The 19,928-nt window shown below is 47.9% G+C and carries 20 protein-coding genes; 16 read left to right on the top strand and 4 right to left on the bottom strand.

All coding sequences use genetic code 11. The features are described 5' to 3' along the window. The first annotated feature begins 71 nt into the window (after positions 1–71). Positions 72–551 carry a cytochrome c biogenesis protein CcdC gene (locus NST20_RS07855; protein ID WP_013859443.1) on the top strand — a complete coding sequence of 160 codons (480 nt, stop codon included), beginning with the start codon at positions 72–74 and terminating at the stop codon, positions 549–551. Between the two features lie 38 nt (positions 552–589). On the opposite strand, the gene NST20_RS07850 is transcribed toward NST20_RS07855, so the two are convergent. Together NST20_RS07850 and NST20_RS07845 are read right to left on the bottom strand one after the other, a co-directional pair. Next, entirely contained in the window at positions 590–1,042 is a 453-nt protein-coding gene (locus tag NST20_RS07850; protein ID WP_061575229.1) for a DUF2621 domain-containing protein, read from the bottom strand. 234 nt (positions 1,043–1,276) lie between these two features. After that, positions 1,277–1,861: a lysophospholipid acyltransferase family protein gene (locus tag NST20_RS07845; protein ID WP_013859441.1), complete on the bottom strand. Its 585-nt coding sequence runs from the start codon at positions 1,859–1,861 to the stop codon at positions 1,277–1,279. Between the two features lie 190 nt (positions 1,862–2,051). On the opposite strand from NST20_RS07845, the gene dacB reads away from it, so the two are divergent. The 4 genes from dacB (at position 2,052) to NST20_RS07825 (ending at position 5,378) form a co-directional block, all read left to right on the top strand. Then, positions 2,052–3,539, top strand: coding sequence for a D-alanyl-D-alanine carboxypeptidase/D-alanyl-D-alanine-endopeptidase (dacB, locus tag NST20_RS07840; RefSeq protein ID WP_328014106.1), 1,488 nt, complete (start codon positions 2,052–2,054; stop codon positions 3,537–3,539). Beyond that, the gene (locus NST20_RS07835; RefSeq protein WP_328014105.1) at positions 3,536–4,450 is read left to right on the top strand and encodes an LD-carboxypeptidase; all 915 of its coding nucleotides are present in this window, start codon (positions 3,536–3,538) and stop codon (positions 4,448–4,450) included. The genes dacB and NST20_RS07835 overlap by 4 nt, the downstream gene beginning before the upstream one ends. A 207-nt stretch (positions 4,451–4,657) precedes the next feature. Beyond that, a complete protein-coding gene (locus NST20_RS07830) occupies positions 4,658–4,864 on the top strand; it encodes a hypothetical protein (protein WP_328014104.1) in 207 nt (68 codons plus the stop codon). Positions 4,865–5,177: 313 nt separating this feature from the next. Continuing rightward, complete coding sequence (locus NST20_RS07825; protein WP_013859436.1) at positions 5,178–5,378, top strand: cold-shock protein; 201 nt, start codon at positions 5,178–5,180, stop codon at positions 5,376–5,378. 491 nt (positions 5,379–5,869) lie between these two features. Here the strand turns inward: NST20_RS07825 and NST20_RS07820 are convergent, their stop codons facing one another. Then, entirely contained in the window at positions 5,870–7,285 is a 1,416-nt protein-coding gene (locus tag NST20_RS07820; RefSeq protein WP_342400373.1) for an ISLre2 family transposase, read from the bottom strand. A gap of 175 nt (positions 7,286–7,460) precedes the next feature. Between NST20_RS07820 and NST20_RS07815 the strand changes: the two genes are divergently transcribed. The 3 genes from NST20_RS07815 to NST20_RS07805 all read left to right on the top strand — a co-directional run bounded on the left by NST20_RS07815 (position 7,461) and on the right by NST20_RS07805 (position 9,578). Further along, the gene (locus tag NST20_RS07815; RefSeq protein WP_342400372.1) at positions 7,461–7,847 is read left to right on the top strand and encodes a hypothetical protein; all 387 of its coding nucleotides are present in this window, start codon (positions 7,461–7,463) and stop codon (positions 7,845–7,847) included. Positions 7,848–8,049: 202 nt separating this feature from the next. Then, positions 8,050–8,448, top strand: coding sequence for an IS200/IS605 family transposase (gene tnpA, locus NST20_RS07810; RefSeq protein ID WP_041818598.1), 399 nt, complete (start codon positions 8,050–8,052; stop codon positions 8,446–8,448). Between the two features lie 11 nt (positions 8,449–8,459). Further along, the gene (locus tag NST20_RS07805) at positions 8,460–9,578 is read left to right on the top strand and encodes an RNA-guided endonuclease TnpB family protein (protein ID WP_071452103.1); all 1,119 of its coding nucleotides are present in this window, start codon (positions 8,460–8,462) and stop codon (positions 9,576–9,578) included. 89 nt (positions 9,579–9,667) lie between these two features. Here the strand turns inward: NST20_RS07805 and NST20_RS07800 are convergent, their stop codons facing one another. Beyond that, complete coding sequence (locus tag NST20_RS07800) at positions 9,668–9,925, bottom strand: manganese catalase family protein (RefSeq protein ID WP_019721370.1); 258 nt, start codon at positions 9,923–9,925, stop codon at positions 9,668–9,670. A 145-nt stretch (positions 9,926–10,070) separates the two neighbouring features. On the opposite strand from NST20_RS07800, the gene NST20_RS07795 reads away from it, so the two are divergent. The 8 genes from NST20_RS07795 (at position 10,071) to carB (ending at position 19,922) form a co-directional block, all read left to right on the top strand. After that, complete coding sequence (locus NST20_RS07795; RefSeq protein WP_133536348.1) at positions 10,071–10,532, top strand: hypothetical protein; 462 nt, start codon at positions 10,071–10,073, stop codon at positions 10,530–10,532. Between the two features lie 15 nt (positions 10,533–10,547). Continuing rightward, positions 10,548–10,874 carry a hypothetical protein gene (locus tag NST20_RS07790; protein ID WP_019721368.1) on the top strand — a complete coding sequence of 109 codons (327 nt, stop codon included), beginning with the start codon at positions 10,548–10,550 and terminating at the stop codon, positions 10,872–10,874. Between the two features lie 390 nt (positions 10,875–11,264). Then, positions 11,265–12,302, top strand: a complete 1,038-nt coding sequence (gene argC, locus NST20_RS07785; protein WP_342400371.1) for an N-acetyl-gamma-glutamyl-phosphate reductase — start codon at positions 11,265–11,267, stop codon at positions 12,300–12,302. 39 nt (positions 12,303–12,341) lie between these two features. Continuing rightward, positions 12,342–13,583 (top strand): bifunctional glutamate N-acetyltransferase/amino-acid acetyltransferase ArgJ, encoded by a 1,242-nt coding sequence (gene argJ / locus NST20_RS07780; protein ID WP_328014345.1) that lies wholly within the window; start codon positions 12,342–12,344, stop codon positions 13,581–13,583. A gap of 64 nt (positions 13,584–13,647) precedes the next feature. Next, complete coding sequence (gene argB, locus NST20_RS07775; protein WP_285958143.1) at positions 13,648–14,436, top strand: acetylglutamate kinase; 789 nt, start codon at positions 13,648–13,650, stop codon at positions 14,434–14,436. Then, positions 14,429–15,625 carry an acetylornithine transaminase gene (locus tag NST20_RS07770; RefSeq protein ID WP_237349319.1) on the top strand — a complete coding sequence of 399 codons (1,197 nt, stop codon included), beginning with the start codon at positions 14,429–14,431 and terminating at the stop codon, positions 15,623–15,625. Before argB ends, NST20_RS07770 begins: the two co-directional genes overlap by 8 nt. Positions 15,626–15,655: 30 nt before the next feature. Further along, positions 15,656–16,732: a carbamoyl phosphate synthase small subunit gene (locus tag NST20_RS07765; RefSeq protein WP_029141474.1), complete on the top strand. Its 1,077-nt coding sequence runs from the start codon at positions 15,656–15,658 to the stop codon at positions 16,730–16,732. Continuing rightward, a complete protein-coding gene (gene carB, locus NST20_RS07760) occupies positions 16,719–19,922 on the top strand; it encodes a carbamoyl-phosphate synthase (glutamine-hydrolyzing) large subunit (RefSeq protein WP_342400370.1) in 3,204 nt (1,067 codons plus the stop codon). The genes NST20_RS07765 and carB overlap by 14 nt, the downstream gene beginning before the upstream one ends. Positions 19,923–19,928 lie beyond the last annotated feature (6 nt).

Below are 19,928 nucleotides of genomic sequence, written 5' to 3'. Positions count from 1 at the left end.
GCATAGGAAACTTATATTTACCGTAGCTATATTTATTTTGTTAAAAATCTGTTACTAAAGAGGGTTGAGACATGGAAGGCATTGTCATCTCGTTCATTGTTGCGATTTTGATGGGGTCTTTGGTCATTTTTGTCCGTTTAAAAGGGCAGAACAAGCCCGTTTCCACAAAAAAAATATTGTTGCCGCCGGTCTTTATGAGTACCGGGGCATTGATGTTTGTCGTCCCGTATTTTCGCGTGACGCCTGCCGAAGTATTGGAAGCCTTTGTGGTCGGAATGTTCTTTTCCATATTTTTAATTAAAACTTCCCGTTTCGAAGTCCGTGACGGAAATGTATATTTAAAACGGTCGAAAGCTTTTCCGTTTATTCTGATCGGGCTCCTTCTCATCCGGTTGCTGATGAAGGTGGTACTCAGCTCCTCGATTCAAATCGGGCAGCTCAGCGGCATGTTTTTTCTGCTCGCATTCGGCATGATTCTGCCGTGGCGCGTCGCCATGTATATTCAGTACAGGCGGCTCATACAGGAACTGGATGAAGGGGTCCGTGCTTGAAAAACATCATTCGCTTTTGCCGAATGATGTTTTTTCATTTACCGGGCCGATCTTGTTTTTTCCTGCGCAAACAAATGCTCGTAGCGGCTGTCATCGATGTCCAGCTGCTTTAATTTTTTTCGGAGGAATTTATGGTCCCTTCTTGGCGTGGCGAGGATATAGCCCTGAATGATATTGTCCAGTGTCATTTTCTTTGCATTTTTGGAAAGCGCCACATCCCCGATTTTTGCCGCGATTTTTTTCCTGGCCACATCGCGGAACAATTCCGGGACAGGGCTTACTAGTTCTTCAAGCAGTTCTCTGTACTCCGGCGTCCAGAGGTGCCGCGTTTTAAGGATTGTCTCTTCCTGCTGGTCAAGTATCGATTTTCCGTCTTCTTTCGGAAGCCTTTTCAAAAATTTTCGGAACATAAAATAGCCGCCAACTGAAAAGAGAAAAACCAGACAGAGGATCCATATTAAAATAAAAGCAGAAAACCAACCGCTTAGCATGACGCTCTCCTCCTTGGCAAGTACTTCCTTTTATTATAAGAAAAGATGGACTGTTTTTTCAATTAAAAAAGGAAAAACCCTTCCGCCGGCGGGCAGGGGCACTGAAAAAGTGATGTTTTATTTTTACGAGAGATCGGATGCAAAAAAACGGTGAGACACTTTGAATGTGGTGCCTCGCCGTTTTTTGTTTTCTTTTGGACTTTTTCATCTGCCTCCGGAAAGTGGAAAAGATTTTTACTGTTTTTTCAGCGTTTCAAAAGTGTCTTGCAGCAGAACAATCGTTTTTTCGATTTCTTCTTTTGTTCCTTTTTTTCCGTCTGCCAGCCTGATCGGGTCGCCAAAGCGCACGCGTTTTGGCTTTCTCGCAATGACTTCTTTCAATGTTTTCGGCCCTTCGTAAATAGCCGGGACAAGCGGAACATTTGCTTTTAAAGCTATCGTCACGGCACCGCGTTTTAAAGAAACATGTTCGCTTTTGCGTGTTCCGGAAGGGAAAATGCCGACGACCTTCCCTTCTTTTAAAAGTTTCATTGGAATTTTAATCGAGCTCGGGCCCGGATTTTCACGATTGACTGGAAAAGCGTGCAACTTCGTGAACAGCCATTTTAGCCATTTTTTAGAAAAAAGTTCCTGTTTCGCCATATAATGAATTTGGACAGGCCAGATGGCAATCGCCAGGTAAATAATGTCCAGCCATGTTTGGTGGGTACAAACGACCACAAACGGAGCCGCAGGGATTTTCTCTTTGTTTTCTTTTTTGATTTTGCCGCCAAGCAGCCACAAAATGACGGCAACAACGTAATAGCCAAACCGGTACATGATTACACCCCCACAAGCATTTTATACTATACAGGCATGCTTGTTCTACTAATTTGGAAAAAAATATTTAAAAACGCGAAATGAATCATTGGAAAAAAGAAGATCGCAGCCAAAACAGCGTTTACGGAAAGATTAAAAAGAAGAAGGAATATGATAAAGCAAGGCAGAATTTCATACGGAGGGAAATGTATTGCATAAAAGATGGGTTGTGATATGGACGATGGCATTCCTATTTATTCAGGGAACCGGGCCCTGTGCAGCAGGGGACAGGGAAGGCCGCGGAAAAAAAGAAACAGACGCAAAAATTGCCGACATTTTGCAGGCCGCCCCTTTAAAAGGCGGGATTGTTGCGATCAGCGTCCGTTCGGCTGATACCGGGGAACTGCTCTACGAACAAAATGGCAGCACGCTATTGCGCCCTGCGTCCAATATGAAACTGCTGACCGCGGCCGCCGCGCTTGAAACACTCGGGGGAAATGCCCGTTTTAAAACGGGCGTGTACCGCACGGGCGCGATCGAAAACGGTACGCTTTACGGTGATATATACATACAAGGGGGAGGAGATCCTGCTTTATTAAAATCCGATTTAGCGGACTGGGCGGCTGAATTAAAGAAACAGGGGATCCGGCGTATTCAGGGGGACCTGGTCGGGGATGATTCGCGCTATGACGATATTCGGTATTCACTTGACTTGCCGTGGAGCGATGAGCAGGAATATTACGGGGCACAAATTTCGGCTTTAACGTTATCGCCTGACCGCGATTATGATGCAGGGACGGCCATTTTTGAAGTCGCCCCGGCAAAAAAACCCGGCATGAAAGCGCGGATCAAAATGGTTCCGGAAAGCGGGATGGTTAAACTGGACAACCATGTCCGAACCGTGCCGGATGGCAAGCAGGAAGAGGACGATATCGTAATCAGCCGGGCACACGGCGGGAATACGTTTACGGCAAGCGGGACGATTACTGCCGATTCAGCCGCAGTCCGGCAATGGAAAGCGGTCTGGGACCCGGCGACATGGGTGCTGTCTGTTTTCAAAAAAACTTTAGAAGAAAACGGGATCACCGTGCAAGGTACGATCAAAACGGGCAGGGTGAAGGATGCGGCAGTTCCGGTTCTTTTTTCCCAATCGCCACCTTTATCAAGCATCATGGCGCCGTTTTTAAAATTCAGCAATAACACCATCGCCGAAATGCTTGTAAAAGAAATGGGGAAAACGGAAAAAGGGGAAGGAAGCTGGGAAAAAGGGCTTGAAGTAATCCGCGGCGTTGCAAGAAACTTTGGCGCGGATCCTAACCTGATGATGCTCCGCGACGGTTCGGGCATATCCCACGCCGATTTGGTCCGGGCAAATGATTTGACGGCGCTTTTATACCGGATACAGGAAAAAGACTGGTTTCCGTGCTTTTTCGATGCGCTGCCCGTTGCAGGGGCTGAAAACAGGCTGGAAGGCGGAACCCTCAGAAACCGGTTTAAGGGGACGGCCGCTGCAGGACGGGTTTTTGCCAAAACAGGGTCGATTACAGGCGTCAGCACACTTTCCGGCTATATGCAGGCAACATCCGGGAAAAAGCTGATTTTTTCTATTTTGATCAATAATGTACTGGATGAAGAAGCAGTACATCAAGCGGAAGAGCAAATCGTACTGCAATTCATCAACCAGGGGGGAGAAGGATGAGAAAAGGAAAACGGCTGCAGGCCGGGGATACGATCGGGCTGGTCGCGCCTGCAAGCCCGGTTTCAATCGAAAGGATTCAGACTGCAATTGCCATATTGCGGCGGCTCGGTTTCCGGGTAAAAACCGGAGAAAATGCGGGAAAAGTTTATGGCGGGTATATGGCCGGCACGCCGCTTGAACGGGCGGCCGATCTTCATGCGATGTTTGCAGACGATGACGTGCGGGCGATTCTTTGTTTGCGCGGCGGATACGGGGCGCCGCAAATTTTGCCGTATCTGGACTTTGAATGGATCCGGGAGAATCCGAAATTATTTATCGGTTACAGCGATATTACAGCCTTGCATATCGCTTTCCAGCAAAAATGCGGCCTCGCCACGATCCATGGCCCGATGGCGGCTGTCGAATTTATCAAAGAAGATGATCTTTCGGTACAATCATTGCTGCAGCTGGCGTCAACAGGTGTTCCTGCCGGCAGCTATACGGGGGAAGCGTGGAGTGAAGGGGCCGTGACAGCGCCGCTTACAGGCGGGAATCTGTCATTGATTTGCGCGCTGATGGGAACGCCGTTTGAAATCGATACAAGCGGGAAAATTCTTTTTCTTGAAGAAGTGCATGAAGAACCTTATGCGATCGACCGGATGCTGACCCAGCTTCAGCTTTCCGGAAAACTGGATGACGCCTCCGGGTTTGTGCTCGGCCAATGGACGGACTGTGAGCCGGAAGCATATGCGGATGGCTTTACGGCACAGGAAGTCCTGGAAAAATTTTTTTGCGGGATCGGCAAGCCGGTGCTTGCCGGCATACAATCCGGGCACGGCACTCCGAATCTGGCGCTTCCGCTCGGCATCTCGGCCACACTGGATACGGCCGGCCAACGCTTGCATTTTTGCGAAACCATTGTCGCTGAATAAGCTTGCATGTATTTCCCATATAACCGCATGTTTATTGCCCTTACGGTATGCCCGGAAGCAGGCCGGCCTGGCAAGGGGTTTACAATGCAGACGCACATCTGGGCCGTTTAAACCGGCGCCTGTTTTCCCGCTTGCAGGCGGATGCACAAACGATGCGCTTCCAACTGCCATATTGTAAAAGCAGCAATGGATAAAGGAGTGACAAATTTGGCAGATTCCAGACAGTATTATGGCGGCTATCCGGGCCATTATATGCCGTATGGGCATCATCACCATTATGGCGGATACGGCGGTTATTCGTACGGCCATTCGCACGGTTACCCATACGGACATCACCACCATTACCATTCAGGGCATTACGGCCACGGCGGCTACGGGAATTTTCCGGGCCACGGATACAGGGAAGAAAAATAAAATGCTTGACCGGAAAAGATGCCTGCAAGCAGGCATCTTTTCCCCATTTTTGCAGCGTAATTTTTTCAGGCGGATGGATCCGGCAGCCATGAAGGTTTCAATCCGGAAAAAATCATGGCATTTAGTGGAGAAAAAATAAAATGAAGAAAAAAATAATCAATTCGTCTTGACTCCCCATACATAATCTGCTATTATAATAAAGAATTATTTTTGTTCGGTATGGTAAGGAAGGAAAAAGTTTTAAAACTGACCCCCTGAAATCACTTGAGCAAGGATAGTAATTTTGTGTTCAAACACATTAGGAGGAAACAAAATGGAACAAGGTAAAGTAAAATGGTTTAATTCGGAAAAAGGCTACGGATTTATCGAACGCGAAGGCGGAAGCGATGTATTTGTTCACTTCTCAGCGATTCAGGGCGAAGGTTTTAAAACTTTGGAAGAAGGCCAATCCGTATCTTTTGATATTGAAGAAGGCAACCGCGGACCACAAGCTGCGAACGTTTCGAAATTATAAAAAACAGGCCTTTATGGCCTGTTTTTTTTGTCCTGGGGATCCAGGTTCAGGCATCCCTTTGCCCGGAACGGATAAAAAGCCCTTTCATCCGGCCACTTCGGATGCCGGAAAAAATAGATACATATTGCAATCGCGATCTTTCATAATATATGATAAGAGCAATGCCAATATGGATAAAGGAGACAAGGGAATTTGTATGTGTCAAGTTTTTCTCGACAAGGTTTAAATATCGGGTATTCCAAGACACTCTTTTTGTACACTTTCGGCTACCGTGCTTCACTTGCTCGGTGTAATTTTCGGAAAAGATGTAATATTTCCGTATAAAGATGGATAACGGGGATGTTGAGGCGCGCGAAATTCACTCGCTTTCCGCGGGCGGCCGGCGAGCCTCCTCGCTCGTACCTCGCTGCGGGGTCTCTCCTGGCTCGCTTTTCCCGCAGGAGTCTCGTAAATTTCGCGCGCCTCAACGATCAGTCCCCACTGAGCCAAGCTTAAAACGAAAGCTCTAATATTTTGCTTAAATGTCCCATTGCCGATGAACTGCTTGAATGCAGGGCAACTGATCCGTGCTTTACGCCCACTGACGGGCGTACAGGCTGCTTGAGTAGTTGAGACATCCTGATGGATTGTTTCAAGTTCCGTTGCTTTCTCTCGCTTCTTGAACGGTGTTTCAGATAGACTTCTCTCAATGTCCCATTGAGTATGCCTTGTTTGATTTTCACCATGGCTTCTGCGCCAAGTTCACTCCAATGCATGCCCCTTTTTTTCATCCTGAAGGAGATATGCCTTTGATTCGATTCCATCGCTCCTAGGCCTCTCGCACCTTCCGGCACGTTTTTCACCCTGTCTCTCCAGTCAAAAATGCGGTCCCAGTTTTTCAAGATATACGAACGGAATTCCTTGATTTTCTTGAGGGCCTTTTTATCCGTCAAGGTGCTTTCGTGCGTATCCAAATATAACGTGAATTGGTCTAGGTCATGCTTTCTAATCGCTTTTCTAATCTGCTCCTTGATCTCGCTCTTTCCGCCCCCAAATGTCCTTACAATGGCTTGTGCAACGTGGTAGGTATCCAGCTGGTTGAGCACCGGGAATTCCGACTGTGAGAATGCTGTTTGAAACCGTTCAGCTGTGTACCCAGCACCTCCATCACTGTTTGTAATGACATGCGCTTTTTCGAGGGAATAGGTGTTGGCAGCTGTGGCTTGGACTTCATCCCAAAATGTCTGGATGGCTTCCGTCGTCATGATGACTGTGGGCTGACGCAGGGAGACCCTTTTTCCATTGGTTTCCCAACCTTCATAGAGAATGGCATGGTGGACTTCCATACCCTGTTTCTTTTCCAGTCCCCGGATGAATACGCCATCTGCTTCGGAAAACAGGTAGTCTACCTTCTTCCCATCAGGCAGTGAAGCAGCTATTTCCATCTCTTCTACAAGGGCCTTGTCGGCTTCCGCCTGCGTTTTCCCTACGCGTTTCACCATTTCCCCTACAGTTGTATGACTAAGACTCACGGCTGTCCATTCTTTTAAAATATTAGCCGCCTCCCGATAGGTGTTCTCACTTGCCAACTCTGCCACCTTTAATTCCACTAACGGGCTATATCTCTGGTGGGGTAACAGCCCCAAGCATTCATCCAAAGGATAATGTGAGTTCCCTCTCTTATCACGCATTAATGATCGTTTAAAAGTCACACTTCCAAATAGAAACTGAACGCTTCTGTTATCACTCCGGCAGTACTCCCAGCCTTCCTCCAACTTCTTCTGTTTTATTGTTTTATCTAACTCCTCAAATACATCCCCAACCCATTGTGTAAAAACCTTCTGCATCAGAAGTTTAAGCTGTTCTTCAAATTCGATAAGACTCTTTGTATCCTTTAATAATCCAGCAATTATTGATATAATATCCATGGGAAGACCTCTCTCTCTAGATGTTCATCTTGAAGTGTACAATTAGATGATAGAGCGTCTTCCCATTTTTTTCCACTCATATGCCCCGTCGAGTAAAATTTTACACATACAGGGAATTTTGCAAATCAGAGAAATGGCAACGGAATTACTAAAAAACGCCGGGTGCACCGCCCATTTGAAAATAAAGAAACAGTTCCCAGGCGGGCGTCTCGTTGGCGGCAAATATCATCCGCACACCCATACGATTACGCTGTATACAGAGACAATCCGGCGGCAATGCGAGCTATTGTTTGGGAGCTGCAAATGGTTTATGCCTTACGCCACGATTGTGCTTGCACATGAAATCGGCCATGCGATGGATGAAAATCTGCCTGCATTGTCCGCCGCCTTTGAAGAGTCCGGGCGTTTGCCGGAAAAGCAAGCACTGGCGCTTACGATTGAACAAAATGCGTGGGATTTTGCCGGCCGGCTGGTTCCCGCGCATCTTAGGCCGCTTTTTCAAAAAATCATGGATGAGTCGCTATCTGCTTACCGCCAGCCGGTGATGGCGGGTGCGCATTAAGAAAAAGCAAAAAACCGGGAGAAGGCTTGCCTTCTCCCGGTTTTTTGCTTTATTTAACGGCTTTCCGAAAGAAGTCTCCCATCCTCAAGGAATGTGAAGGTGCGAATAGCACCAATGAGTAGGTGGGAGATGAATTTCGGTTGGCTTTAGCCAAAGGTTTTGATATAATCAGTCTTAGATGGAATAGAGGTTTGATATATCAATGAAATTAGATAGTAATAATCATTCAGTATTCTTACTGCATTATCACCTTGTATTGGTTGTAAAATACCGTAGACAAGTGTTCGATAGTGAAATATCTGATTTTGCAAAAGATATGTTCGCTGAGATTGGAAGTAAATACAATATTTCTTTAGTGGAATGGAATCATGATAAAGACCATATCCACATCTTATTCAAAGCAAATCCTAACTCTGAACTATCAAAGTTCATCAACGCCTATAAGAGTGCAAGTTCTCGACTGATAAAAAGAGACTTTCCACATATAAGAAAAAAACTATGGAAAGAAATGTTTTGGTCAAGAAGTTTCTGCCTACTTACAACAGGCGACGCTCCAATAGATACCATCAAAAAATATATTGAAAATCAAGGTCAAAAGTGAGGTGAATTGATATGGCCAAGCAAAACAAAGCTTTCAAGTTTCGTTTGTTACCAAACAAAGAACAATCCGCATTATTAGCTAAGACATTTGGTTGTGTTCGCTTTGTCTACAATAAGATGTTAGCTGAACGCAAAGAAACGTATGAAAAGTTCAAGGATGATAAAGAATTGCTTAAAAAGCAAAAGTTTCCGACCCCTGCAAAATATAAAAGTGAATTTCCATTCCTAAAAGAAGTGGATTCTTTAGCTTTGGCAAATGCACAAATGAACTTACAGACTGCTTATAAGAATTTCTTTGAAGGAAATGCGGATTTTCCAAAGTTCAAAAATCGTAAAGCAAAACAATCCTATACAACTAATATGGTCAACGGAAATATTAAGCTAGAAAATGGTCATATCAAACTGCCAAAAATCAAAAAGCCAATAAAAATGAAACAGCATAGAGAGATACCTGCTGATTATAAAATCAAATCTTGCACTATTTCTAAAACAAAGACAGGCAAGTACTACATTTCAATTTTGACAGAATATGAGAAAGATATTCGTCCAGTTAAAATACAGAAAGTTGTTGGTTTGGATTTTGCTATGGATGGTCTATATGTCGAGAGTGAACAGGGTAAGAAAGCCAATTACCCACGTTACTATCGGCAAGCCTTAGATAAATTAGCAAAAGCACAACGAATTCTTTCTCGAAGAAAGAAAGGTTCTGCACGTTGGAACAAGCAACGACTAGTAGTGGCTAAGTTACATGAGAAAGTGGCGAACCAACGCATGAATTTTCTTCATCATAAGTCAAAAGAATTAGCTTCTAACTTTGATGCTGTCGTGATTGAGGACTTGAACATGAAAGGGATGTCTCAAGCCCTTCACTTTGGGAAAAGCGTTCATGATAACGGCTGGGGGATGTTCACTACTTTCTTAGCGTATAAGCTAAAAGAACAGGGGAAACAACTTGTGAAAATTGATAAGTGGTTTCCCTCCACTAAGAAGTGTTCTTGTTGTGGTGCAGAAAAACCTGTGAAACTATCTGAACGCACCTACCGTTGTTCGTGCGGTTATGTGGCAGATCGCGACTATAATTCAGCAATCAATATCAAAAATGAAGGTATACGCTTATTAGCGTTATCATAAGTAACAAAACTCTTGGAACAAGAGGGTTAGCTCGGTCAGTTTTCGTTGGCTAGTAAAAGCAACGATAAGTCGAGAAGCCCCCACTTCAATTAGACCGCAAGGTCAATAAGTGGTGGGTAGTTCACCGGTTGGCAGTGTCCCTTGCACATAGGGCGGTGCGGTTGTTGCCCGACACGGTCACTGGATGCAAAAGGTTCGACGAATTTAAATTCGCCTTTTCCATCCATGCTTTCGCTACTCGCCCATCTCCCTTTGGCACTTTCTTTGCCTTCCGAATGATTGATAAAAAGATGGCAAAATTCTTCGGGTTCCTGATCAGGCGGGTATGTGCTCGGTACGACAAACATCTGCTCCTACTCCCGTACCAGTTTTGCCTTGCAATTTTGTCTACCCGCGGGTTAACAGGTTAAACATTCCGGCTTCAGTGTTTAAGAACGGGGCAAAAAGGCAATATAAAAAGAAATCTGATTTACATACAAAGGGGAACTTACGATGCAAAATACCGTTGCGAAAACAGAAGACAATTATTTTGAAAAAAATAAATCGAAAGTGGACATTCACGTGTTCGACAAGGAAGGCTCCCGCCCGTTTGCAAACTTCCCTTTTTCCAGCCGGAAAGTGTATGAATTTTTCGATTATACGCTGCGTACACCGCTCGAAAAAACAGATGCTTTCTATGAAATCTTAAAAATGCCGTTTGCATGTGAGATTTGGATTTTGCCGGTAACCGAAAAATCCTCCAATTTTATGCGGGAAATTCAAGAACCGAAAACCGCTGCTTTGTTTTCCTTTTTGGCGAAAGTAAAAGACACCATTCAGCGCGACCGCACCTTTATTGTCACAGATCAAAGCCATGCAGCGGCATTGGCTGAAGAAATGGAAAAGCTCGGCTTTACGATGACGGAACCCGGCCCGGCGGAACTGGAAAAACTCGTCATTTCTTTCGGAAATTGACATGGGGACACGCGTATGCATTTAATTGGAATTTTTGCCGGACCCGGGGAAGCAGCAGAAGCCGTTTTACAGCATCATAGAGAAAATGGGCGCATTACTGTCATTGCCAACAATGATGCGGCCATCCGTGAAGTCGGCCGTGAAGCCGGAAAAGGCGTAAACGGAATATGCCTTCATACGGATGTGGATCTCATGGACGAACTGAAAGCACTGGTCAAAAGAGAAACATATCCGGAAAAAATATTGGAAAAGATCCTTGAACTCGGAATTCCGCTTGAAATTGCCACCCGGTATGTCGGTGCGGCGGCAAACGGAAAAATCGTCGTATTGGCAAACGAATAATCTTTCCTTGCGGACAAAAAAGATCAAGCCCTGCCAAATGCAGGCCTTGATCTTTTTTGTTATTCGCGAAAATGAAAAGTTTCTATTTTTTTATATTTTTAGCCTTGTATAATCATGCAGATTGAATTATAATAATGCACATACATAGGGCTTGCTGAAAAAGCAAAATTCCTAGATTTGGCAAGGATGCTGACAGCTTTGGCATAAATTTACTGCAAGTGTTTTATAAAAAATGCAGGGAAAAGCTTGCACTTGAAAGCTGATTCAATGCATAGAGAAGACAGAATCGCATTTTCAAAGATGGATTCTTCTAGAGCCTGCAGGCAAATTGGGTACAAACTCAGAATCGGATTGGTTCAGCAAGGCCTACATAACAATAGGGAGATGAAAATGTTGAAAATAGGGATTGTCGGGGCAAACGGATACAGCGGCGCGGAACTTGTCAGACTTCTTGCCCGCCATCCCCGCGCACAACTGGAAATGTTGATATCGCATCGCACAAAAGGCACGATGCTGACCGCACACTACCCGCATTTCCAGCACATCACCGAAGCCGAACTGGAAGACATGGTTCCGGATGAAATCGCAGGCAGGGTGGAACTATTGTTTTTCGCAACGCCGTCCGGGGTAGCAAAAAACTGGGTACCGCGCTTTGTTGAAAAAGGTTTAAAGTGCATCGACCTGTCCGGGGATTTCAGACTGGGCGGGGAAGCGTACAGGCAATGGTATAAACGCGAACCCGCCCCGCAAAAAGAGCTGGACAAAGCAATCTACGGCCTTGCTGAAATGAATGCGGACAGGATAAAAGAAGCGCAATTGATCGCCAATCCCGGCTGCTTTCCGACCGCAGCGCTTTTAGGGCTTCTCCCGGCTGTTCAAGAGGAGCTTATTGACACTTCCTTTATTGTGATTGACGGCAAAACCGGTGTTTCCGGCGCGGGAAGAAACCCTTCCCTCAGCAACTTATTTACTGAAGTAAATGAAAATACCGGCGCGTACAAAGTCGGCAGCCACCAGCATACACCGGAAATCGAGCGGTTCATCAAGGAGTTTGCCGGAAGGGAAGCGAAAATTTCGTTTACGCCCCATCTCATTCCGATGACAAGGGGGATTCTTTGCACGATATACGCGCCTTTAACAAAAAAAGTCACCACTGAAGATGTCCGCCAATATTATAGGAAAGTGTATAAAGGCCGGGAATTTATCCGGATCAGGCCGGCCGGTTCTTTTCCATCTACAAAGGAAGTATACGCCTCAAATTACTGTGATATAGGCGTCCATGCGGATGAACGGACGGGAAGGCTCGTGGTCATTTCTGCCATTGACAATCTTGTAAAAGGTGCAAGCGGGCAGGCAGTCCAAAATATGAATCTGCTTTTCGGGCTGGAAGAAGATACAGGGCTCAAGTCTATTCCGGTTTATCCATAAGGCAATCTTAAACATACCGTTTATATATGGAGGATGGCAATGAATCAATTATATGAGAAAGAAAGTACTGCATTTTTTACCAAAACGGACGGAAACATCTCGAGCCCGGCTGGATTTTTTGCCGGCGGGCTCCATTGCGGCATTAAAAGAAAACGCCCGGACCTTGGGTGGCTTTACTCCGCTGTCCCGGCACAAGCGGCTGCGGTCTATACGACGAATCAGTTTCAGGCAGCGCCCATCCAGGTCACAAAGGAAAGCATTGTGGAAAGCGGGAAGCTGTCCGGCATCATTGTGAATTCGGGAAATGCAAACTCCTTTACAGGCAGTGAAGGCCTCCGCCACGCCCGCCTGATGCGGAAATGGTTCGCCGCCCAAATCGGCGTAAACGAAAACCAGGTCGGCGTTGCCTCAACAGGTGTCATTGGCGAGTTTTTGCCGGTTGAAAAAATTGAAACCGGCATCCGCCGTATCGATATAGGAGAGGGGGCGTCCCATCCAGACCTTTTTGAAAAAGCGATACTCACGACGGACACCTTTCAAAAACGCGCCTGCGCAACACTTGAAATTGGCGGGAAAACGGTCACCGTTGCCGGCTGCGCCAAAGGATCGGGGATGATCCATCCAAACATGGCAACGATGCTCGCTTTTATGACGACAGATGCCAAAGTGGAAGCGGCTGCATTGCAAAACCTGCTGAAACAAACGGTCGATGAAACGTTCAATATGATCACGGTGGACGGCGACACAAGCACAAATGACATGGTGATTGTGATGGCAAACGGGCTGGCCGGAAATGATACGCTTTCATACGCACACCCGGATTGGAAAAAATTTGCAGAAAGCTTTGCCTATATTGCCCGAGAACTTGCCAAACAAATTGCAAGGGACGGGGAAGGCGCGACGAAACTGGTTGAAGTCTGTGTAACCGGGGCTGAAACGGAAAAAGAGGCGCAAGCAGCCGCAAAAACCGTTATCGGCTCAAATTTGGTAAAAGCCGCTGTCTTTGGCGCCGATGCGAACTGGGGAAGGATTATCAATGCGATCGGATACAGCGGCGTCCAAGTGGATGAACAGGCGCTTTCTGTCCGTATCGGCGGGATTTCCGTAGTCGAAAAAGGCATGCCGGCTTCCTATTCCGAAGACGAGGCACATGCCTATTTAAAGGAAAATGACAAAATCTGTATGGCCATCGACCTCGGGGCCGGAACTTGCCAGGGTACGGCGTGGGGATGCGACCTGACCTATGATTATGTGAAAATCAATGCCACTTACCGTTCATAATGTTGGTGCACACATCGTTGCATAATTATACAAGATAATAACTATTTATAAGGGGTTGGCCAAATTGGCATACGTTGTCATCAAGTGCGGCGGCAGCATCCTCCATCAGCTGCCGGATGCATTTTTTGAAAATCTGGTGCAAATCAAAGCGCGATTCGGGCTTGATCCTGTTATCGTCCACGGCGGGGGGCCGGCGATCTCAGCCATGCTGGAAAAAATGCAGATCAAGTCGCAATTCCAAAACGGGATGCGCGTTACGACCGAGCCGGTGTTAAACGTCGTTGAGATGGTGCTTTCCGGTTCCATCAACAAATGGATTACGCGCCGGCTCTCACAGGCAGGGGCCAAAGCGGTCGGCATCAGCGGAACCGACTCAGGGCTTTTAACAGCCAGAAAGATTGAGGCACCCAATCTCGGGTATGTCGGGGAAATCGAATCGGTAAATGAACAGGTGCTGCATGCTTTATTGCGGCAGCAGTTTATTCCGGTCATTTCCCCGGTTGCGGCGGATAAAAACGGCCAGCGCCTGAATGTCAATGCTGATTTGGCGGCAGCCGCGGTTGCCCGGAAAATGAACGCGCGTGTTTGGATGGTGACGGATGTTCCCGGGGTCATGATGGAAGGGAAAGTGCTCCCTTATCTTACCCCCGGGCAGGTTGACGGTCTCATCCAAAAACAAGTCATTACCGGCGGCATGATTCCGAAAGTCCGGGCAGCAGCGGAATGCATCCGGTCCGGCGTAAAAGAAGTGGTGATTGTGGACGGGACAGAAGAAGACAGCCTCCTGTTTTTGGCAGGCGGCGGAAAAACCGGGACGAAATTTACAGGGAACGGGGTTTTGATCGATGGATAAGATGGGGCAAATGGTACAGAAACAGGCGCTTATGCAGACGTACAGCCGGACGCCGGTAAAGTTTGTAAAAGGAAAAGGCAGTTATGTATGGGATGAAAACGGAGAAAAATATTTGGATTTTACTTCGGGCATTGCCGTTTGCAATCTCGGCCATGTCCCCGAAAAAGTAAAAAACAAAGTGGCCGGTCAGCTGGACCGAATCTGGCATACTTCCAATCTGTTTGAAATCGGGCCGCAGGAAGAGCTGGCTGAAAAACTGGCAGCTTTAAGCGCATTTGACCGGGTGTTTTTTGCAAACAGCGGCGCAGAAGCCAATGAAGCGGCGATCAAACTGGCCCGCCTTGATGCAAAAAAACGCGGAAAATCGGGGCCTATCGTCACCTTTAAGCATTCGTTCCACGGCCGGACACTCGGAACATTATCGGCAACGGCACAGGAAAAAATCCAGCATGGCTTTGAACCGCTTGTGCCGGGATTCATCTATTTGCCGTTTAACGACATTGCGGCACTCCGCGATCTCGCAAAAATAAAGCCCATTGCCGTCATGTTTGAACTGATTCAGGGGGAAGGCGGCGTCATTCCTGCAGAACAGGAATGGGTGGATGCCCTTGTCCGCGCGTGCAGGGAGAACGATTGTGCAATCATTGTGGATGAAGTGCAGACGGGCATGGGCCGGACCGGTACACTGTTTGCCTATGAACAGTACGGCTTCGAACCGGATATCATGACGCTTGCAAAAGGGCTGGGGTCTGGCATTCCGATTGGCGCCATGCTCGCGAAAGAAAAAATTGCGCAAAGCTTTACGCCCGGCACGCACGGCAGCACTTTTGGCGGCAACCCGCTATCCGCGACAGCCGGCCTGGCGACACTTGAAACGTTTGCGGAAGAGGATATCATCGAACATGTCCAAAAACAGAGCATCGATTTTTGGGCAAAACTGGAAGAGTTGAAAGCACAATTTCCTTTTATTAAAGAAATCCGCGGAAAAGGGCTGATGGCCGGCCTTGAAACGGAAATGGAAGCTGCGAAAATCACCCGGGTGGCATTGACCGAGCATTTGCTTGTATTAACAGCAGGGCCGCATGTGGTCCGCCTGTTGCCGCCGCTTGTGATTACGGAAAAGGAAACGGCGCTTTTTGCCCAAAAAATGCAAACGGTTTTTGCCAAGGCAAACCAAAACGATCTTTAACCGGCAAAGAGACAAGGGAGGACAGAAAACGTGGCAAGAGGATATCTCATTCTTGAAACGGGAGAAATTTTTGAAGGCTTTTTTGCGGGAAATCCCGCTGAAACAACGGGAGAAGTGGTATTTAACACCGGCATGACGGGATATCAGGAAATGATGACCGACCCGTCGTACACCGGGCAGATCCTGGTGTTTTGTTACCCTTTAATCGGCAATTACGGCGTAAACGGCGATGATCACGAAAGCAAAAGCATCTCGGCGCGCGCGGTTGTGACCGGCGAAATATGCGCAAGCCCGAGTTTTTATAAAGTGGAAAAAACGGCCCTTTCCTTTTTGGAAAAGTCGGATGTCCCTTGCCTTTCAGGGGTGGACACGCGTGCGCTTGTAAAAACGATCCGCAAACGCGGCACTGTGCGCGGCCTTGTTTCAACGTCCCGCGATCAAAAAGTGCCATGCGGCGGCGATGAATTTTTCGTAGCCGAAGTTGCCATAAAACAACCGGAAACCTATGGAGACGGCCCTTTGCACATTGCTTTGATGGATTTCGGCTACAAAAAATCCATTCTGCAATACTTGCTTGACCGCAACTGCAAAGTGACCGTCGTACCCTTTGATTTTACGGCAAAACAAATGGCGGAACTTGCACCTGACGGCATTGTCATTTCAAACGGCCCCGGGGATCCTGCTAAACTGGCCGAGTGGCTGCCGGAAATCAAAAAAGTGAGCGCCGCTTACCCGGTGCTTGGCATTTGCCTCGGACACCAGCTATTGGCACTCGCTTACGGGGCAAAGACGAAAAAGCTGCCGTTCGGCCACAGGGGCGGCAACCACCCGGTTAAAGATTTAAAGACAGGCAAAGTGTTGATGACGGCCCAAAACCATGGCTATGTTGTCGATGAAGCATCACTTGCAGGGACGGAACTGGAACTTTCCTTTAAGAATGTGAATGACGGCACGGTTGAAGGCTGCATCCATCCGGACTTGCCGGTCTTCTCCGTCCAGTTCCACCCGGAAGCGCATCCGGGGCCGCGTGATTCCGAATACATTTTTGACCAGTTTTTACAACGAGTACAACAAAGAGCGGGAGTTTTGTCTTATGCCATTCAATAAATCGATCAAAAAAGTGCTTGTGATCGGCTCCGGCCCGATTGTCATCGGCCAGGCCGCCGAATTTGATTATGCGGGGACGCAGAGCTGCCTCGCCTTGAAAGAAGAAGGGATTGAGGTCGTGCTTGTCAACAGCAATCCGGCAACGATCATGACAGATGAAGAAATGGCCGACCGGATTTATTTTGACCCGCTGACGGTGGAGTCGATAGAACAGATTTTACAAAAAGAGCGTCCGGACGGCATTATCGGGACATTGGGCGGGCAGACCGGTCTGAATCTCGCCGTCCAGCTCTATGAAGCGGGGATTCTCGATAAGTACGGGGTACAATTGCTCGGGACGCCGGTGGAATCGATCCAGAAGGGGGAAGACCGCGAAAAATTCCGCCAGTTGATGCTTGATATCGGGGAACCGATCCCGCAGTCAAAAATTGTGGAAAATATGGAGGACGGGCTGGCGTTTGCGAAAAAAATCGGCTATCCCGTCATTATCCGCCCCGCCTATACGCTTGGCGGCTCCGGCGGGGGATTTGCGGCCAATGACAAGGAACTGCGGGAAGTGCTGCAGCGCGGCCTTGACCTGAGCCCGATCCACCAGGTGCTGCTTGAAAAAAGCATCAAAGGCTGGAAAGAAATTGAATACGAAGTCGTGCGCGATGCAAACGACACGTGCATCATTGTCTGCAATATGGAAAATATCGATCCCGTCGGGGTGCACACGGGCGACTCGATTGTGGTCGCGCCATCGCAGACTTTATCGGATGTGCAGTACCAGCTGCTCCGGGACGCTTCTTTAAAAGTGATCCGCGCGCTCGGGGTGATCGGCGGGTGCAACATCCAGTTCGCGCTCGATCCGTGTTCCGACCAGTACAATATTATTGAAGTCAATCCGCGCGTCAGCCGGTCATCCGCCCTGGCTTCGAAAGCAACCGGTTACCCGATCGCCCGCATTGCGACGAAATGCGCAATCGGCTATCATCTGGATGAAATTTTAAACCCGGTAACCGGCAACACGTTTGCCTCCTTCGAACCGGCCCTTGATTATGTTGTCGTAAAAATTCCGCGCTTTCCGTTTGACAAATTTACGGAAGCGGACCGGAAACTTGGCACGCAAATGAAGGCGACCGGCGAAGCGATGGCGATCGACCGCACATTTGAAGGGGCGCTTAACAAAGGGATCCGTTCGCTTGAACTCGGGCTTTCAGGCCTTTTCTATCCGGCGCTTGCCGAAAAACAGCCGGATGATTTGGTCCCGCTTTTGACGGAAGCGACCGATATCCGCCTGTTTGCGGTGGCGGAAGCGATGCGCAAAGGCATGGCGCTTTCTGACATTGAAAAATACACGGAAATCGACCGCTGGTTTCTTGAAAAAATAAAAAATATTGTGGATATGGAAGAAACATGTAAACAATATACGATCGATGCCATACCGGATGCTTTGCTGCGCGCAGCTAAAAAAATGAACATCAGTGATGAGTGTCTTTCGGCATTATGCGGATGCAGCGAAAAAGCGGTGCGCGAAAAAAGAAAACAACTCGGGCTTGTGCCGGTTTATAAACTTGTCGACACCTGTGCCGCCGAGTTTGAGGCGCAAACGCCGTACTACTATTCCACCTGGGGCGGCCGGGATGAAGTGGAAGTGTCAAACCTCCCGAAAGTGCTGATCATCGGTTCCGGCCCGATCCGCATCGGGCAGGGGATTGAATTTGATTACTGCTCGGTCCATGCCGTTATGGCGCTCAAACAACTTGGCTATGAAACGATTGTCGTAAACAACAATCCGGAGACGGTCAGCACTGATTTTTCAATGGCGGATAAATTGTATTTTGACCCGCTGCGCCCGGAAGATTTGCTGCATATTATTGAAAAAGAGCAGGTGGCCGGCGTCTTCACGCAATTCGGCGGCCAGACCGCGATCAATGTCGCATCGAGCCTTGAAGCGGAAGGCGTGAAACTGTTCGGGACCACTGTGGAACAAATCGACCAGCTTGAGGATCGCAATCTTTTTTACAAGCTGCTGGATGAGCTCGGCATTCCGCATATTAAAGGGCACACCGCCTATGATGCAGAAGAACTGAAACGGGCGGCAAAAGACCTTTCGTTTCCGGTACTTGTCCGCCCGTCCTATGTTATTGGCGGGCAGTCGATGTTCATTTTTTACCATGAAGACGAACTCAACGCTTACGCCGATGCGTTGAAGTACGCAAGCGAAAAAAGCTGGCCGCTTATGATTGACCAGTATTTGCCGGGTACGGAATGCGAACTCGACTGCATTTGTGATGGGGAGAAGGTGCTCATCCCGGGCATTTTTGAACATATTGAAAAGGCGGGCGTCCACTCCGGCGACAGCATGGCCGTTTACCCGCCCCGGCACTTAGGCCCGTCTGTACAGGAAACGCTTATCCGGTATGCTGAAAAAATCTGTTTAAAGGGCCAAATCAAAGGCATTGCCAATATCCAGTTTTTAATTTATGAAGGGACCGTTTATGTGCTGGAAGTCAATCCGCGTGCTTCTAGAACCGTTCCGATTTTAAGCAAAGTTACCGGCATTCCGATGATTGATCTCGCCATTGCCGTACAACTCGGAAAAACGCTTGCGGAAAAGGGGCTCCCTGTACCGCCGGAACTTGTTGCCGTGAAGGCACCGGTATTTTCCTATACAAAACTGAAAGATGTCGACCCTGTTTTAGGGCCTGAAATGAAATCAACCGGCGAGGTGCTCGGCCTTGCCCGGACATTCGGGGAGGCACTCGAAAAAACGCTTCTGTCCGTCCATGGCCCGGTGTTTGAGCCGCCGCTTGATGAACAATTTGTATTTTGCTCGGTGACGGATCGCGAAAAAGCAGCCGCTCTGCCGGTAATGAAAACACTGGCGGACAGAGGCTACCGGATTGCCGCAACGGAACATACGGCACGGTTCCTGGCCAAAAACGGCGTGGCTGCGGAAACAGTGGCCCTTGAGGGTGCCACCGCCTTTTTCGAACAGCAACCCGTAACCGCTGCGGTGGTCATCCCGACAAAAGGGCGGGACCAAAGAAGGGGCGGCAGCAAGCTGCGTGAAGCAGCGATGCGTTTCCATATTCCGCTGTTTACCTGTCTGGATACATTGGAAGCCATCACCCGCCACGCTACAGGGACAACGCCAAAAGTGGCTCCGCTTCACGATTTTAACCGCATAAAAGCAGAAGTTTAGCAGAAA

This window comes from Weizmannia sp. FSL W8-0676 (genome assembly GCF_038593015.1).
GTDB classification, from domain to species: domain Bacteria; phylum Bacillota; class Bacilli; order Bacillales; family Bacillaceae_C; genus Weizmannia; species Weizmannia coagulans.
Note: the sequence above shows the minus strand (reverse complement) of the source record. Positions and strands in the feature narration are given on the sequence as shown.

Excerpts from the sequence above, each read along its gene's own strand:
- NST20_RS07855 (WP_013859443.1), top strand. The coding sequence starts at position 72 with ATGGAAGGCATTGTCATCTCGTTCATTGTTGCGATTTTGATGGGGTCT.
- NST20_RS07850 (WP_061575229.1), bottom strand. The coding sequence starts at position 1,042 with ATGCTAAGCGGTTGGTTTTCTGCTTTTATTTTAATATGGATCCTCTGT.
- NST20_RS07845 (WP_013859441.1), bottom strand. The coding sequence starts at position 1,861 with ATGTACCGGTTTGGCTATTACGTTGTTGCCGTCATTTTGTGGCTGCTT.
- NST20_RS07835 (WP_328014105.1), top strand. The coding sequence starts at position 3,536 with ATGAGAAAAGGAAAACGGCTGCAGGCCGGGGATACGATCGGGCTGGTC.
- NST20_RS07825 (WP_013859436.1), top strand. The coding sequence starts at position 5,178 with ATGGAACAAGGTAAAGTAAAATGGTTTAATTCGGAAAAAGGCTACGGA.
- NST20_RS07820 (WP_342400373.1), bottom strand. The coding sequence starts at position 7,285 with ATGGATATTATATCAATAATTGCTGGATTATTAAAGGATACAAAGAGT.
- tnpA (WP_041818598.1), top strand. The coding sequence starts at position 8,050 with ATGAAATTAGATAGTAATAATCATTCAGTATTCTTACTGCATTATCAC.
- NST20_RS07805 (WP_071452103.1), top strand. The coding sequence starts at position 8,460 with ATGGCCAAGCAAAACAAAGCTTTCAAGTTTCGTTTGTTACCAAACAAA.
- NST20_RS07800 (WP_019721370.1), bottom strand. The coding sequence starts at position 9,925 with ATGTTTGTCGTACCGAGCACATACCCGCCTGATCAGGAACCCGAAGAA.
- NST20_RS07795 (WP_133536348.1), top strand. The coding sequence starts at position 10,071 with ATGCAAAATACCGTTGCGAAAACAGAAGACAATTATTTTGAAAAAAAT.
- NST20_RS07790 (WP_019721368.1), top strand. The coding sequence starts at position 10,548 with ATGCATTTAATTGGAATTTTTGCCGGACCCGGGGAAGCAGCAGAAGCC.
- argC (WP_342400371.1), top strand. The coding sequence starts at position 11,265 with ATGTTGAAAATAGGGATTGTCGGGGCAAACGGATACAGCGGCGCGGAA.
- argJ (WP_328014345.1), top strand. The coding sequence starts at position 12,342 with ATGAATCAATTATATGAGAAAGAAAGTACTGCATTTTTTACCAAAACG.
- NST20_RS07770 (WP_237349319.1), top strand. The coding sequence starts at position 14,429 with ATGGATAAGATGGGGCAAATGGTACAGAAACAGGCGCTTATGCAGACG.
- carB (WP_342400370.1), top strand. The coding sequence starts at position 16,719 with ATGCCATTCAATAAATCGATCAAAAAAGTGCTTGTGATCGGCTCCGGC.